Raw genomic sequence first — 14,600 nt, forward strand, 5'->3', positions numbered from 1 at the left:
GGCGAAATCTTCGCGCGTCAGCTTGATGTCGAGCGCGGCGACGTTCTGGCGGACATGCTCCTGACGGCCGGCCTTTGGAATGGCCATGACGCCGGGCTGCGCCATCACCCAAGCGAGCGCGATCTGGGCGGCGGTGGCGTTGTGGCGCGAAGCTACGGCTTCGAGCCGAGCATTCCGTGCGAGCGCACCCTGCTCCACCGGCGAATAGGCCATCAGCGGGATGCCGCGCTTCAGGCTCCAGGGTGCCAAGTCGAATTCCGGCCCGCGCCGCGAGAGATTGTAGAGGATCTGATTGGTCTGGACGTTGCTGCCCGAGGGCAGACCGACCAGGTCCTCCATCTCGTCGGTGTCGAAATTGCTGACGCCCCAGTGGCGGATCTTGCCTTCCCTCTTCAAGGTTTCGAAGGCCTCGACGGTTTCGGATAGCGGCACGCTGCCCGGCCAATGCAGCAGATAGAGATCGATCCGGTCGGTGGAAAGCCGCTTCAGGCTGTTCTCGCAGGCTCGCTTCACGCCGGCGCGCGACGCATTGGTCGGCAGCACCTTGGAAACCAGAAATGTCTCGTCGCGGCGCCCGGCGATGGCCTCCGCCACCACCTCCTCGGCGCCGCCGCTGGCATACATTTCAGCGGTATCGATCAGTATGATACCGAGGTCCAGCCCAAGCTTCAGCGCCGCGACTTCATCGGTGCGGCGCCTGCGGTCCTCCCCCATCTTCCAGGTGCCCTGGCCCAGCACCGGAACGGCCTCACCGGACGGCAGCTTGAGGGTTCTGACTGTTGACGGCATGGCTTCCTCCGCGGGGGCTTGGATCGCAGCACAGCCAAAAGCGGAAATCCAGACCAAAGCCGCGTGGCCGCCTGGATTTCCCGGGAGCGGCTACTTCGCCGGGTGCTTGGCGAGCCAGTCCTGCATCTGCTTGATCTCGGCTTCCTGCGCCTTGACCACGCCTTCGGCGAGCTTGCGGATTTCCGGATCCTTGCCGTTGGCGATCACCACCTTGGCCATGTCGATGGCGCCCTGATGATGCGGGATCATGCCACGGACGAAATCGACATCGGCATTGCCGGTGTATTTGATCGCCATGTCCTTGTGCATCTTCTTCATCGCCGCCTCATAGCCCGCCGTGGCCGGGCTCTGGGCGCCCATCGCCATCTTGGACATGTCGTGCTTCATCTCCTCGGACGAGGCCGGCACGCTCTCGAGGAAGACGGCAAGCAGCATTCCCACCGCCATCAAAAGCAGCACGATTTTCTTGGCCAGGGTCATTCAAGGTCTCCTTGTGGTTGAGGTTCGTATCTGGGAGCTTCGTTCAGAGTTTCAACGTCCTCAGCCGCAGAGCATTGGTAATGACCGACACCGACGACAGGCTCATCGCCGCCGCCGCTATCATCGGCGACAGAAGCGTGCCGGTGAGCGGATAGAGCACGCCGGCCGCGACCGGCACGCCGAGCACGTTGTAGAGGAAGGCGAAGAACAGGTTCTGGCGGATGTTGCGGATCGTCGCCTGGGCCAGCGTGCGCGCCCTGACGATGCCGTTGAGGTCGCCCTTGACCAGCGTGATGCCGGCGCTTTCGACCGCGACATCGGCGCCGGTGCCCATGGCGATGCCGACATCGGCGCCGGCCAGCGCCGGCGCATCGTTGACGCCGTCTCCGGCCATGGCCACGCCAGCGCCGCTCGCGCGCAGTTGCTCGACCAGCGCACCCTTCTCATCCGGCAGCAGGCCGGCGCGGACCTCGTCGATGCCAAGCTTGCCGGCGATCGCTTTTGCCGTGCGCTCGTTGTCGCCGGTTGCCATGATGATCCTCAGACCTCTGTCATGCAGGGCCTTGATCGCCTCGGCCGTCGTTGCCTTCACGGGATCGGCAACGGCGACGATGCCGGCGAATGCGCCGTCGACGGCCACGAACATGGCCGTCTTGCCCTCGGCCTGCATCGCCTCGGCATTGGCCGCCGGCGTTTCGACGCCGAGGTCCGCCATCATCGCCGCATTGCCGAGCGCAACCTTCCTGCCGGAAACCGTGCCCGAGACGCCCTTGCCGGTGACGGCCTCGAAGTCGACCGCATCGGCCAGCTTCAGGCCGCGCGCGGCGGCGCCCTCAACGATCGCTTCGGCCAGCGGATGCTCCGAACCCTTTTCGAGCGCGGCCGCGAGGCCCAACAGCTCGTTCTCGTCAATATCTCCGGCCGCGACGACATCGGTAAGCCGCGGCTTGCCTTCGGTCAGCGTGCCGGTCTTGTCGACAATCAGCGTGTCGACCGAGGCGAAACGCTCCAGCGCCGCCGCCTCCTTGATGAGCACGCCGGCATGCGCGCCGCGTCCGGTCGCCGTCATGATCGACATCGGCGTCGCCAGACCGAGCGCGCAGGGACAGGCGATGATCAGCACCGACACCGCCGAGACGATGGCGAAGATCAGGCTGGGCTCTGGGCCGAGGAGAGCCCAGGCGACGAAGGCGATGATGGCGACCAGCACCACGGCCGGTACGAAATAGAAGGACACGCGGTCGGCCAGCCCCTGGATCGGCGCGCGCGACCGCTGCGCCTTGGCGACCATCTCGACGATGCGCGACAGCGTGGTCTCGGCGCCGACCTTCTCGGCGCGCATGACCAGCGAGCCGTTTTTGTTCAGCGTGCCGCCGGTAAGCACGGAGCCTTCCGTCTTTTCGACCGGCAGCGGCTCGCCCGTGATCATCGATTCATCGATCGCCGAGCGACCTTCCAGCACGGTGCCGTCGACCGGAACGGCGTCGCCCGGACGAATGCGCAGCCGATCGCCGGTCTGCACGCTGTCGAGCGGCACATCTTTCTCGGAACCGTCGGCGCCGATCAGACGCGCCGTCTTCGGGGCAAGGTCGAGGAGCGCGCGAATGGCCGAGCCGGTGCGCTCGCGGGCCCTGAGTTCCAGCACCTGACCGAGGAAGACAAGCGCGACGATGACGGCGGCAGCCTCGAAATAGACCGGCACGGCGCCGTCATGGCCGCGGAACTGATGCGGGAAGATGTCGGGAAAAAGGGCGGCGACCACGCTGTAGAGATAGGCAGCGCCCACGCCCAGCGAAATCAGTGTCCACATATTGGGGCTGCGGTTGACAACCGATTCCCAGCCGCGATGGAAGAACGGAAACGCCGCCCAAAGCACCACCGGGCTCGCCAGCGCCAGCTCTACCCATGTCTTCGTCCGGCCGTCGATGAGACTTTCGAAGCTGAGGCCCAGCATCGGCGCCATGGCAAAGATCAGGAGAGGAGCGGAAAGCGCCGCGCTGACCCAGAACCGGCGCGTGAAATCGACCAGCTCGGGATTCGGGCCTTCATCGCCGGTCGGCACGCCCATCGGCTCCAGCGCCATGCCGCAGATCGGGCAGGAGCCGGGCTTGTCGCGGATGATTTCAGGGTGCATCGGGCAGGTGTACCGCGCTCCCTTCGGCATCGGCTGCGGCTCGGGCCGGCCGGCAAGGTATTTTGCCGGCTCCGCCTCGAACTTGCCTTGGCAAGCGGCCGAGCAGAAATAGAAGCCCTTGCCATCATGACGTACAAAGTGCCTGGCACTGGCGCGATCGACGCTCATGCCGCAGACAGGATCGGTGGCCGTCAGGTAGCTCTCCGGCTCGGCTACGAACTTCGTGCGGCAGCGCTCGCTGCAGAAATGAAAGGTTCGTCCGCCGTGCTCGGCTGTCGGCTTGCCGGCCGCCGGATCGACCGTCATGCCGCAGACAGGATCGCGAATCACAGCTTCGGCCGCGGACGCTGCAGTTTTCGCGGAGCAGCAGGATGCGCCATGCGAGTGATGATGGTTGTGGTCGGAATGGGTCATCAGCAATGCCTCGGAAACTCGAATTGAGGCGGAGGTAGTCCTTCCAGCTACTGGAAGGTCAAGGGCCAGTTTCGACTTTCGGAGATTCTGGTCGTTTGGCCTAGCGCTGCATCAATCGCGCGCCATCGGAAACGCGTGCGCCAGCCCCATACACAGCGCGAAGAAAACAGGCTATAGACGCCGCCGAATGGCAAAGATCTCCCTGAAACTCAACGAAATCATCGATGGCGACGCCTTGCGCCGCGACTTGACCGCGCTGACGTCGGCAAGCGCCGGCGACGGTTCGGGACCGGCGGTTCGCACTGCCGTGCTCCAATTGCTCAAAGCCAGGCTGGCGGAGGGGCGCAAGATCGCCGAGGCCATGCTCAAGGAGGATGGCGGCGGCAATGCCTGCGCCGAGCGGCTCTCGCATCTGATGGATGAGCTGATCCGGGCGCTCTATGATTTCGCCGCCACCCATGTCTACCGGGTCAAGAACCGTTCGGTGGCCGAGCGCATGGCGGTCGTGGCGGTCGGCGGCTACGGCCGCGGCACGCTGGCGCCGGGCTCCGACATCGACCTCCTGTTCCTGCTGCCCTACAAGCAGACGCCATGGGGCGAGCAGATCGTGGAGTATATGCTCTACATGCTGTGGGACATGGGGCTGAAGGTCGGCCACGCCACCCGCAACATCGAGGACTGCCTGAGGCTGTCGCGCAGCGACATCACCATCCGCACCTCGATCCTCGAGGCGCGTTTCCTGTGGGGCGAACAGAAGCTCTATGAAGAACTGCTCACCCGCTTCGACCACGAGGTGGTGCGCACGACCGGGCCGGAATATGTGCAGGCCAAGCTTGCCGAGCGCGACGAGCGCCACGCCAAGGCCGGCGAAAGCCGCTATCTGGTCGAGCCCAATGTCAAGGACGGCAAGGGCGGCCTGCGCGACCTGCAGACACTGTTCTGGATCGGCAAATATTTCTATCGCGTGCGCACCGGCGAGGAGCTGGTCGAGAAGGGCGTCTTCACCCAAGCCGAGTATCGCGAGTTCCAGAAGGCCGAGGATTTTCTGTGGGCGGTGCGCTGTCACATGCACTTCCTCACCGGCAAGGCGGAAGAGCGGCTGCATTTCGACATCCAGCGCGAGATCGCCGAACGTCTGGGCTATACGACGCATCCCGGCCTGTCGGCGGTCGAGCGCTTCATGAAGCACTATTTCCTCGTCGCCAAGGATGTCGGCGACCTCACCCGCATCTTCTGCGCCGCGCTCGAAGAAGAGCAAGCCAAGCATGTGCCGGGCTTCAACCGCATCTTCCTCACTTTCCAGCGGCGCAAGCGCAAGCTTGCCGGCACGTCCGATTTCATTGTCGACAACCACCGCATCAACATCGCCGACGATGGCGTGTTCGAACGCGACCCGGTCAACCTGCTGAGGTTGTTCTGGTTCGCCGACAAGCATGGGCTGGAGTTCCACCCCGACGCGCTGAAGCTGCTCACCCGCTCGCTCGGCCTGGTCAACAAGTCGCTTCGGCGCGACGAGGAGGCCAACCGGCTGTTCCTCGACATATTGACCTCGGACCGCAACGCCGAGCTCAATCTCAGGCGCATGAACGAGGCCGGGCTGCTCGGCAGGCTGATCCCCGACTTCGGCAAGATCGTCGCCATGATGCAGTTCTCGATGTACCACCACTACACGGTGGACGAGCATCTGATCCGCTGCATCGGCGTGCTGGCCGAGATCGAGCGTGGCGATGGCGAGAAGATTCACCCGCTGGCGCATTCGCTGATGCCGGGGCTGAAGAAGAGCCGCGAAGCGCTTTATGTCGCGGTGCTGCTGCACGACATCGCGAAGGGCCGGCCGGAGGACCATTCGGAGGCCGGCGCCAGGATCGCGCGGCGCATCTGCCCGCATATGGGGCTGTCGGCGGCCGACACCGAAACCGTCGCCTGGCTGGTCGAGAACCACCTTGTCATGTCGATGACGGCGCAGACGCGCGACCTCAACGACCGCAAGACGATCGAGGATTTCGCTTCGATCGTGCAGTCGGTCGAGCGGCTGAAGCTGCTTCTGGTCCTCACTGTCTGCGACATACGCGGCGTCGGGCCGGGTGTGTGGAACGGTTGGAAAGGCCAGTTGCTGCGCACGCTCTATTACGAGACCGAGTTGCTGCTGACCGGCGGCTTCTCGGAAGTGTCGCGTGCGCAACGCACCGCCGCCGCGCGTGAGCGGCTGGCCAAGGCGCTCGCGGCCTGGCCGGCCAAGGAGCGCAAGCGCTATGTCGCGCAGCACTATGAGAACTATCTGCTGACGGTCGACCTCAACGACCAGCTGCGCCACGCCGAATTCATCCGTGAGGCGGATGCGGCGGGCAAGAAGCTCGCGACCATGGTCAAGACACATGAATTCGAGGCGGTGACCGAGATCACCGTGCTGGCGCCGGACCATCCGCGCCTGCTTTCGATCATCGCCGGGGCTTGCGCCGCGGCCGGCGGCAACATCGTCGACGCGCAGATCTTCACCACTTCCGACGGGCGCGCGCTGGACACCATCCTGATCTCGAGGGAGTTCGATCTCGACGAGGACGAGCGCCGCCGCGCCGAGCGGGTCGGCCGGCTGATCGAGGACGTGCTTTCCGGCAAGAGCTGGCTGCCCGAGATGATCGAGAAGCGCACCAAGCCGAAGCGCGGCGCCAAGGTATTCAAGATTCCGCCGCGGGCCGAGATCCGCAACACACTGTCCAACCGTTTCTCGGTGATCGAGGTCGAGGGGCTGGACCGGCCGGGCCTGCTGTCCGAGATCACGGGGACGCTCTCCGACCTGTCGCTCGACATCGCTTCGGCGCATATCACCACCTTCGGCGAGAAGGTCATCGACACATTCTATGTCACCGACCTCACCGGACAGAAGATCGACAGCCCGACGCGCACGGCCACCATCCACAAGCGGCTAGTCGATACGCTGGAAGGCAATTCGTCGGAACGCAGCGGCAAGGCCAAGGCGGCGGCCGAGTGACCATCCATTTGACGCAATTTCCCTGGCAGTCATCCCCGGCATGAGCCTCGTCAAGAAATTCGCCACCGTCGCTTCCGGCACGCTGATGAGCCGCGCGCTGGGTTTCGGCCGCGAGATGCTGATGGCGGCAGCGCTCGGCACCGGGCCGGTCGCCGACGCCTTCAACGCCGCCTTCCAGTTCCCCAACACTTTTCGCCGGCTGTTCGCCGAAGGCGCGTTCAACGCCGCTTTCGTGCCGCTCTTCGCCAAGGAGATCGAGCAGCATGGCAATGAGGGCGCCAAGCGCTTCTCGGAGGAAGTGTTCGGCGTGCTGTTCTCGGCGCTGCTGGCGCTGACGATCGCCATGGAACTGGCGATGCCGCTGATCGTGCGCTACCTGGTGGCGCCGGGCTTTGCCGACATTCCGGGCAAGTTCGAGACGACCGTCACGCTCGCCACGATCATGTTCCCGTATCTCATCTGCATGTCGCTCGGCGCCATGATGGCCGGCATGCTGAACTCGCTGCGCCGCTATTTCGCGGCGGCGATCGCGCCCGCCTTCCTCAACATCATCCTGATCGCGGTGCTGGGTTACGCCTGGTATCACGGGCTGGACGCGCATGATGTCGGCTTCGGCCTGTCCTGGGGCGTGCTGGCGGCGGGCATCGTGCAGCTCGCCATCGTCTGGATAGCGGTGCGCCATGCCGGCATCTCGATCGGCTTTCGCCGGCCGAAGATGACGCCCAACGTCAAGCGGCTGCTGATCCTGGCGCTGCCGGCGGCGATCACCGGCGGCATCACCCAGATCAACCAGCTGATCGGCACAGCGATCGCCTCGGCGCAGAACAGCGCGGTCTCGTCGCTCGCCTATGCCGACCGCATCTACCAACTGCCGCTCGGCGCCGTCGGCGTGGCCGTCGCCATCGTGCTGTTGCCGGAACTGTCGCGGGCGCTGAAATCGGGCAACCTCGTCGAGGCCGCGAACCTGCAGAACCGCTCGGTCGAGTTCACGCTGTTCATGACGCTGCCGGCGGCGGCGGCGCTCTGGGTCATGTCCGAACCGATCGTGCGGCTGGTCTATGAGCGCGGGGCGTTTGCCGCCAACCACTCGACGCCGATCGTCGCCTCGATCCTGGCGATCTTCGGCCTCGGCCTGCCCGCCTTCGTGCTGATCAAGGCTTTCACGCCAGGCTATTTCGCGCGCGAGGACACGCGCACGCCGATGATCTTCGCAGCCATCTCGGTCGGCGTGAACGTCGCCACGGCGCTCACCCTGTTCCCGTCCATGGGCGCGCCGGGCATCGCGGTGGCCTCGGCCGTCGCCGGCTGGGTCAACGCGCTGATGCTGCTCGCCATGCTGATCCGGCGCGGACATTGGGGCCGCGACATCCCGCTCTTGAAGCGCATTCCAAGGCTGGTGCTGTCGGCGGTGATCATGGCGACCGCGCTTTACTTCGCCGAGCACTACTTCGCCGCAAGGCTCGGGCCCGGCTCCCCCCTGGTGGTGAAGGCTACGACGCTGTTCGCACTGGTCGGCGGGGGTGCGGCGCTCTACTTCATCGCCGCCTTCGGCACCGGCGGCGCCGATTTCGGCATGATCCGCAGGAACGTGAAGCGGGGCGAGGCAAAATCCGCGCCGCCCGAACCGAAGACCAGCCTGGACGAATAATCCAAGCAGGCTTGCAGCAACACCGGTCTTGATCACGTCGCGCCCTTCGTTCATAAGCGCGCCGTCGAAAGACTTTCGCCGCGCGCGGTTTCCAGCCGCATGATTGGCTCCAAAAAGTCTGCAACTTTTTGGAATCATGCTTAGACGGCCCTCCACAAGCCATGAGGAACTCATGTCCGCCTTCAAGCCACTTGTCTTTTCGGGCGTCCAGCCGACCGGCAATCTGCATCTCGGCAACTATCTCGGCGCCATCAAGAAATTCGTCGCCCTCCAGGAACAGTCCGACTGCATCTATTGCGTCGTCGACATGCATTCGCTGACGGCGCAGCTCGTGCACCAGGACCTTGCCGACCAGACCCGCTCGATCACCGCTGCGTTCCTGGCCTCCGGCATCGACCCGAAGAAGCACATCGTCTTCAACCAGTCGCGGGTCATCCAGCACGCCGAGCTTGCCTGGATCTTCAACTGCGTGGCGCGCATCGGCTGGATGTACCGGATGACGCAGTTCAAGGACAAAGCCGGCAAGGACCGTGAGAACGCCTCGCTCGGCCTGCTCGCCTATCCGAGCCTGATGGCCGCCGACATCCTGCTCTACCGCGCCACCCATGTGCCGGTGGGCGAGGACCAGAAGCAGCATCTGGAGCTCACCCGCGACATCGCGCAGAAGTTCAACAACGACTTCTCCGAGAAGATCGCAGCCCTTGGCGTCGGCGTCGAAATGCAGGTCGGCGAGGAGACCGTGAACGGCTATTTCCCGATCACCGAACCGGTCATCGGCGGTCCGGCGGCGCGCATCATGAGCCTGCGCGACGGTTCCAAGAAGATGTCGAAATCCGACCCGTCGGACCTGTCGCGCATCAACCTGACCGACGATGCCGACACCATCTCGAAGAAGATCCGCAAGGCCAAGACCGACCCCGAAGCCTTGCCAAGCGAGATCGACGGGCTGGAAAGCCGGCCCGAGGCCGAAAACCTCGTCGGCATCTATGCCGGCCTCGCCGAAATCTCGAAGGAAGACGTGCTGAAGGAATATGGCGGCCAGCAGTTTTCCGTGTTCAAGCCGGCGCTGGCCGACCTTGCGGTCGAGAAGCTGGCGCCGATCGCTTCGGAGATGCGCCGCATCCAGGGCGACCGCGCCTATGTCGACGCCGTGCTCAAGGACGGCGGCGACCGGGCCCGCGCCATCGCCGAGGGCACGATGAAGACGGTGCGCGACATCATCGGCCTGCTGCAGGACTGACCGACCGGTCTAATAGTTGTTTCGACGCAATTCCGGACGGGAAACCGCTTCACACTTTTCCTGGAATTGCTCCGGGACCATCGCCACGCCGGCCGGCGGCTTGCCGCCGGTTCGCGGCGGTGGCAGATTGCGGCCGAATTGATACCGAGCAGATAGACATGGTCTCCAAACGCCTCAGCCGCGAAGCCGGCCATCGCCGCAAATTCCTGGCGATCATCGACGACACGCCCGAATGCGAGCGTGCGGTCGCCTACGCCTCGAAGCGGGCGCAGCACACCAACGGCGTGCTGGTGCTGCTCTATGTCATAGAGCCTGACGACTTCCAGCACTGGCTGGGCGTGGAAAAGATCATGCGCGAGGAAGCAAACGCGACGGCGCGCGGAGCCCTCGACGGCCACGCCAACAAAGTGCGCCAGAGCGTCGGCATCGAGCCGGAACTGGTGGTGCGCGAGGGCAAGCCAACCGACGAGATCCACAAGCTCATCGAGGACGACCAGGACATCGCCATTCTGGTGCTGGCCGCCGGCGCCGGCAAGGAAGGCCCGGGGCCGCTGGTCAGCGCGGTTGCCGGCCGGGGGGCGGCTTTCCCAATTCCTGTCACGGTGGTGCCGCAGAATCTGTCGGATGAGGAGATCGACAGCCTCGCCTGAGATGTGCTGATATTCAGGTGAGGCCGGTCTGCGAATGGCGGTTTTCTGCGCTTCCGGTGCTCATGTACTTGAAGTACGCTCCGCTCCGGTTCTCGAAAACCACCGTCTCGACTCGGCTTGACCTGAACCTCAACACATCTCAAGTGGATGAGGGTCGAAAAACATTCCGCCAGCCAGCCGTTCCAGCGACGCGTTTCGCTTGAATGTCCAGCCGATAGAGCCTATTTAGAATTATTCCAAACTATCGGCCCAGGAAGGGCCTGGAGATACCCATGTTCATCCAGACCGAATCGACGCCGAACCCGGCGACGCTGAAATTCCTGCCGGGCAAGGAAGTGCTGCGCGAAGGCACAGCCGATTTCCGCAACGCCGAAGCCGCGGCGGAGGCCTCGCCGCTGGCCGGCCGCCTGTTCGAGATCCCGGGCGTCACCGGCGTTTTCTTCGGCTATGATTTCATCACCGTCACCAAGGACGGGCCCGACTGGCAGCATCTGAAGCCCGCCATCCTCGGCGCCATCATGGAACACTTCATGTCCGGCGCCCCGGTCATGGCCGCGGCTGCCCCGGCGAGCGAAGCCGGCGGGACCGGCGAGTTCTACGACAAGGCCGACGAAGAACTGGTGCTGACCATCAAGGAACTGCTCGACACGCGCGTGCGCCCGGCGGTTGCCCAGGACGGCGGCGACATCACCTTCCGCGGCTTCGAGAACGGCATCGTGTTCCTGCACATGAAGGGCGCCTGCGCCGGCTGCCCGTCGTCGACGGCGACTTTGAAGCACGGCATCCAGAACCTGCTTCGCCACTTCGTTCCCGAGGTCCAGCAGGTCGAACAGGTCGCCTGAGACTTCCTCCCGCCTGTCGCGCAACCGGCAAAAATCGCTGATCGCTGAAACAAAAAACCGGGCCCCAACAGCCCGGTTTTCTGTTTTCAGGACGTCTTGTTGTTGCCTAGACGGTCCGCCTGCGAAACTTTATGCCTACATCACGATGACCTTGGCGCCGACCGACGTGCGGTCGTAGAGGTCGATAATGTCCTGGTTCATCAGCCGGATACAGCCCGACGACATCGCCTTGCCGATCGAGAACCATTCCGGGCTGCCATGCAGGCGGTAACCCATGTCGCCGCCCTTGTTGAAGAGGTACATGGCGCGCGCGCCGAGCGGGTTCTTCAGGCCCGGTTCCATGCCGCCGGCGAACTTGGCGAGCTCGGGCTGGCGCTTGATCATCTGCGAAGGCGGCGTCCAGGTCGGCCATTCGCGCTTCAGCGCGATATGGGCGGTGCCGTGCCACTCGAATCCCTCGCGGCCGACGCCGATGCCGTAGCGCATCGCCATGCCGTCGCCCTCGATGAAGTAGAGAAACTTGTTCTGAGTATCGACAATGATGGTGCCCGGCTTTTCCGAAGTGTCATAGCGCACTTCCTGCCGGTGGTACCTGGCGGGCACCTTCTCGATCGGGATGCGCGGCAGCTGATAGCCGGCATCGGTCATCGCGCCATAGTTGTTGGTGAACAACTGCCCGCCGATGGTGCTGCAGCCGCTGACCGCGGTCGACAGCGCAAGGGCGGCGAGAATTGCAAACGACTTCAAGCGCATGAAAAGGTCCGACGCCCTGTCTCTGTATCAGCGGCTCGAGTCGGCCGCTTTCTTGCCATCATTCATGCTGGCATTTCTTTTGCTTGCCAAGCGCGCACTGCCTATATGCAAGGCCTTACCTCACGGTAGATGCCGAACTGCGGCATTTCCGCAACAGGCCTCACAGGATTGTGAAACAAAATCAATGGGCGGCTTCAAGGGCCGCCAGGGACTCGAGGAGAGCGCCATGAATGTCGGAGACGCCGCCGAACGTTCCGGCCTGCCGGCCAAGACCATCCGCTACTATGAGGAGATCGGCCTGATCCGTCCGGCGCGGGCCGACAATGGCTATCGCGACTATTCCGGCGAGGATGTCCACCGCCTCGCCTTCCTGCGGCGCGCACGCAATCTCGGTTTCTCAATCGACGATTGCAGGCAGCTTATGGCGCTCTATCAGGATCGCGACCGCGCCAGCCACGACGTGCGCGAGATCGCCGCCGCCCATGTTAGGGCGATCGAGGAAAAGGTGCGTGAATTGCAGTCGATGCGCTCGACGCTGCAGAAGCTGATCCACGCCTGCCACGGCGACGACCGGCCGGACTGCCCGATCCTGGACGACATGGCGGGCTCGGCGGATCGGGTACCCGCCTGACGCGACAGCCAGCGCCCGGAAGCTATCCCCCGCGATATTGCGTGGGTGAGGCGCCGAACCGCACCCGGAACCGCCGGTTGAAGTAGGACACATCGTTGAACCCGGCGGCCAAAGCGATGTCGCTCACCTTGGTGGCGTCGTTGCGGACATCCGACAGCATGGCGCATGCCTTTTGCAGCCGCAGTTCCAGGACGCGCTCGGCAAAGGTGCGCCCGCTTTCGAGCAAAAGCGCGTTGAGATAGCGGCGCGAAAGCCCGACCGCGCGCGCCACCGTCTCCGTCGACAGCGCCGGGTCGGCGAAACGCGCTTCGATCACCGCCAGAGCCTCGCGCAGCCGCGCCGCGCGCAGCCCGCGGCCGATGGCGATGTCCGCGGCATCGCCCCTGGCCCCCAGCGCCAGCACGATCAGGTCGGCCAGCGCCGTTCCGGCCTGGCGCGACAGCGCCGGCTCTCGATCCAGCTCCTCGGATTGCAGCAGGAAGTCGATCGTGCGCTCCAGATGGCGCACGGCGGGACTTGCCGGGTCGAGCCGCGTCACCGGGCGATCGTCGGCATGCGGCACCTGTCTGAGCAATGCGGCGCGAGGGATGGAGGCCAGGACCCAGGACGTGACGCCGTCGGTGAAACTGCGGCAGGGCTGGGCGACGTTGTAGGCGATGCCGTTGCCGCGCTGCAGCGACAGATCGCAATCGGCGACGGACCAGACCTGCGGCCTGGGGCTGCGATAGAACCCCACGAAAATATCGTCGCGGTCGTTGGCGACATGCCGGCGCGTGCGCACATAATACTCGGTCGTGGTCTCGAACAGGCCGACGCGAAGGTCGCCGAGGAAGCGCATCTTCGTCGCCGTCGCGAAACGCTTGTCCTCGGCATGCCTGATCTCGGCATCGCCAAGCTGCTCCATCCACATGTCGCGCCAGAGGCGAAAGCGATCCTTGTCGCTCAGATGCGCTGGCAGGCTGTCGGACGAAAAATCGATCTTCTGCATTGGCCTGACGGCCGCCCCCAATCAAACCCTTGCCGGACGCGACGCGCGCCAGAGGCACCCGAAGCCCATCCAACACGGAAATCATTCCTTTTCTCAAGGGGAAAATCGTCGATGGAGCCTGCCAGTCCCAGGATAGGGCTCCCGGTTCCAAGTCGCGATCCGCCGAGCATTTGACCGTTGCCGATACGTCACAATTTGCTGGCGTCTTCCAATTGCGCCCGCCTGTCCAATGCGAAAGCCCATGCTTCCAAGACGAGGCGCGAGAGATCGGCCACCAGTGCGGAGAACCAACGGAAACCGGGATTTCGCATGAGATTTATCTTTGCCGGCTGTATCGCGGCCATCTTGTCCTCGCCAGCCCTCGCCGACAATGCGAGCTCGGGTGGATCTGCTCCGGCCGCCACGTCCGCCTATGACTGGAGCGGATGGTATGGCGGCGTCAATCTCGGCTATGGCTGGGGCCGGCCAAGCGCGGATTTCACCGGCGACGGCCTGTCCGACTACTGGACGACCGGCACAGGCCCCGGAGCGGGCACGGAGTTCATCGAGAACCTGATGGCCTATGCCTATAACCTCGACCCGGAGTTCGATCCGTTCAGCCAGCCGCTGGTCTATTCGCAGTCCTCGACCACCTCGGGCATCACCGGCGGCGTGCAGCTCGGGCACAACTGGCAAATCGGCTCCAAATGGCTGATCGGCCTCGAAACCGACCTTCAATTGTCCGACATCGGGGGCGGCACGGAGTATGTGGAACCCGACAAGGGCCCGCAGGGAGTGAGGCTTGGCGCCAGCTCGTCGCAGCGGCTCGACTGGTTCGGCACGGCGCGCGCCCGGGTCGGCTATCTGCCGGACGAGCGCCTGCTGGTCTTCGGGACCGGTGGCCTGGCTTATGGCCAGACCCGGTCCGCGGCGTCAGTTTCGATCGTTGGCGATACGGGCTGGACGTTCGACGATCCGACATGGGCGACGAAGATGATCTGTCCAGGTCACACCACCTGTTTTGCCGGCGAAGCATCGCGCGTGACCGCCGGCTGGTCTGCCG

12 protein-coding genes are annotated in these 14,600 nt (G+C 64.5%); 7 read left to right on the forward strand and 5 right to left on the reverse strand.

What is annotated here, in order from left to right:
* The 3 genes from EOA23_RS22515 to EOA23_RS22525 form a co-directional block, all read right to left on the reverse strand.
* The coding region (locus EOA23_RS22515) for an aldo/keto reductase (RefSeq protein WP_145966458.1) at positions 1-789 on the reverse strand (789 nt) is incomplete at its 3' end.
* Between the two features lie 90 nt (positions 790-879).
* Positions 880-1,269 carry a DUF305 domain-containing protein gene (locus EOA23_RS22520; protein WP_127305766.1) on the reverse strand — a complete coding sequence of 130 codons (390 nt, stop codon included), beginning with the start codon at positions 1,267-1,269 and terminating at the stop codon, positions 880-882.
* A gap of 43 nt (positions 1,270-1,312) precedes the next feature.
* Positions 1,313-3,817 (reverse strand): heavy metal translocating P-type ATPase, encoded by a 2,505-nt coding sequence (locus EOA23_RS22525; protein ID WP_127305767.1) that lies wholly within the window; start codon positions 3,815-3,817, stop codon positions 1,313-1,315.
* Positions 3,818-4,004: 187 nt separating this feature from the next.
* On the opposite strand from EOA23_RS22525, the gene EOA23_RS22530 reads away from it, so the two are divergent.
* From EOA23_RS22530 to EOA23_RS22555, 5 genes are all read left to right on the forward strand, one after another.
* Positions 4,005-6,806 (forward strand): [protein-PII] uridylyltransferase, encoded by a 2,802-nt coding sequence (locus tag EOA23_RS22530; protein WP_127305768.1) that lies wholly within the window; start codon positions 4,005-4,007, stop codon positions 6,804-6,806.
* Positions 6,807-6,846: 40 nt separating this feature from the next.
* The gene (murJ, locus tag EOA23_RS22535; RefSeq protein WP_127305769.1) at positions 6,847-8,454 is read left to right on the forward strand and encodes a murein biosynthesis integral membrane protein MurJ; all 1,608 of its coding nucleotides are present in this window, start codon (positions 6,847-6,849) and stop codon (positions 8,452-8,454) included.
* A 172-nt stretch (positions 8,455-8,626) separates the two neighbouring features.
* Positions 8,627-9,694: a tryptophan--tRNA ligase gene (gene trpS, locus EOA23_RS22540; protein ID WP_127305770.1), complete on the forward strand. Its 1,068-nt coding sequence runs from the start codon at positions 8,627-8,629 to the stop codon at positions 9,692-9,694.
* Between the two features lie 158 nt (positions 9,695-9,852).
* Complete coding sequence (locus tag EOA23_RS22545) at positions 9,853-10,344, forward strand: universal stress protein (RefSeq protein ID WP_042645830.1); 492 nt, start codon at positions 9,853-9,855, stop codon at positions 10,342-10,344.
* A 272-nt stretch (positions 10,345-10,616) separates the two neighbouring features.
* Positions 10,617-11,186, forward strand: coding sequence for a NifU family protein (locus EOA23_RS22555; RefSeq protein WP_127305772.1), 570 nt, complete (start codon positions 10,617-10,619; stop codon positions 11,184-11,186).
* Positions 11,187-11,321: 135 nt separating this feature from the next.
* Here the strand turns inward: EOA23_RS22555 and EOA23_RS22560 are convergent, their stop codons facing one another.
* Entirely contained in the window at positions 11,322-11,939 is a 618-nt protein-coding gene (locus EOA23_RS22560) for a L,D-transpeptidase (RefSeq protein WP_042645832.1), read from the reverse strand.
* 226 nt (positions 11,940-12,165) lie between these two features.
* Between EOA23_RS22560 and cueR the strand changes: the two genes are divergently transcribed.
* Entirely contained in the window at positions 12,166-12,570 is a 405-nt protein-coding gene (cueR, locus tag EOA23_RS22565; protein WP_127305773.1) for a Cu(I)-responsive transcriptional regulator, read from the forward strand.
* A gap of 22 nt (positions 12,571-12,592) precedes the next feature.
* Here the strand turns inward: cueR and EOA23_RS22570 are convergent, their stop codons facing one another.
* Positions 12,593-13,558: a helix-turn-helix domain-containing protein gene (locus tag EOA23_RS22570; RefSeq protein WP_127305774.1), complete on the reverse strand. Its 966-nt coding sequence runs from the start codon at positions 13,556-13,558 to the stop codon at positions 12,593-12,595.
* A 309-nt stretch (positions 13,559-13,867) separates the two neighbouring features.
* Between EOA23_RS22570 and EOA23_RS22575 the strand changes: the two genes are divergently transcribed.
* Positions 13,868-14,600 (forward strand): hypothetical protein (locus EOA23_RS22575; RefSeq protein WP_127305775.1); only part of this gene is annotated, 733 nt, incomplete at its 3' end.

The sequence above is a fragment of the Mesorhizobium sp. M2A.F.Ca.ET.042.01.1.1 genome (genome assembly GCF_003997405.1).
Taxonomy (GTDB): Bacteria; Pseudomonadota; Alphaproteobacteria; order Rhizobiales; family Rhizobiaceae; genus Mesorhizobium.

Bases quoted from the DNA above. Each gene is read 5' to 3' on its own strand.
- EOA23_RS22520 (WP_127305766.1), bottom strand. From the start codon at position 1,269: ATGACCCTGGCCAAGAAAATCGTGCTGCTTTTGATGGCGGTGGGAATG.
- EOA23_RS22525 (WP_127305767.1), bottom strand. From the start codon at position 3,817: ATGACCCATTCCGACCACAACCATCATCACTCGCATGGCGCATCCTGC.
- EOA23_RS22530 (WP_127305768.1), top strand. From the start codon at position 4,005: ATGGCAAAGATCTCCCTGAAACTCAACGAAATCATCGATGGCGACGCC.
- murJ (WP_127305769.1), top strand. From the start codon at position 6,847: ATGAGCCTCGTCAAGAAATTCGCCACCGTCGCTTCCGGCACGCTGATG.
- trpS (WP_127305770.1), top strand. From the start codon at position 8,627: ATGTCCGCCTTCAAGCCACTTGTCTTTTCGGGCGTCCAGCCGACCGGC.
- EOA23_RS22545 (WP_042645830.1), top strand. From the start codon at position 9,853: ATGGTCTCCAAACGCCTCAGCCGCGAAGCCGGCCATCGCCGCAAATTC.
- EOA23_RS22555 (WP_127305772.1), top strand. From the start codon at position 10,617: ATGTTCATCCAGACCGAATCGACGCCGAACCCGGCGACGCTGAAATTC.
- EOA23_RS22560 (WP_042645832.1), bottom strand. From the start codon at position 11,939: ATGCGCTTGAAGTCGTTTGCAATTCTCGCCGCCCTTGCGCTGTCGACC.
- cueR (WP_127305773.1), top strand. From the start codon at position 12,166: ATGAATGTCGGAGACGCCGCCGAACGTTCCGGCCTGCCGGCCAAGACC.
- EOA23_RS22570 (WP_127305774.1), bottom strand. From the start codon at position 13,558: ATGCAGAAGATCGATTTTTCGTCCGACAGCCTGCCAGCGCATCTGAGC.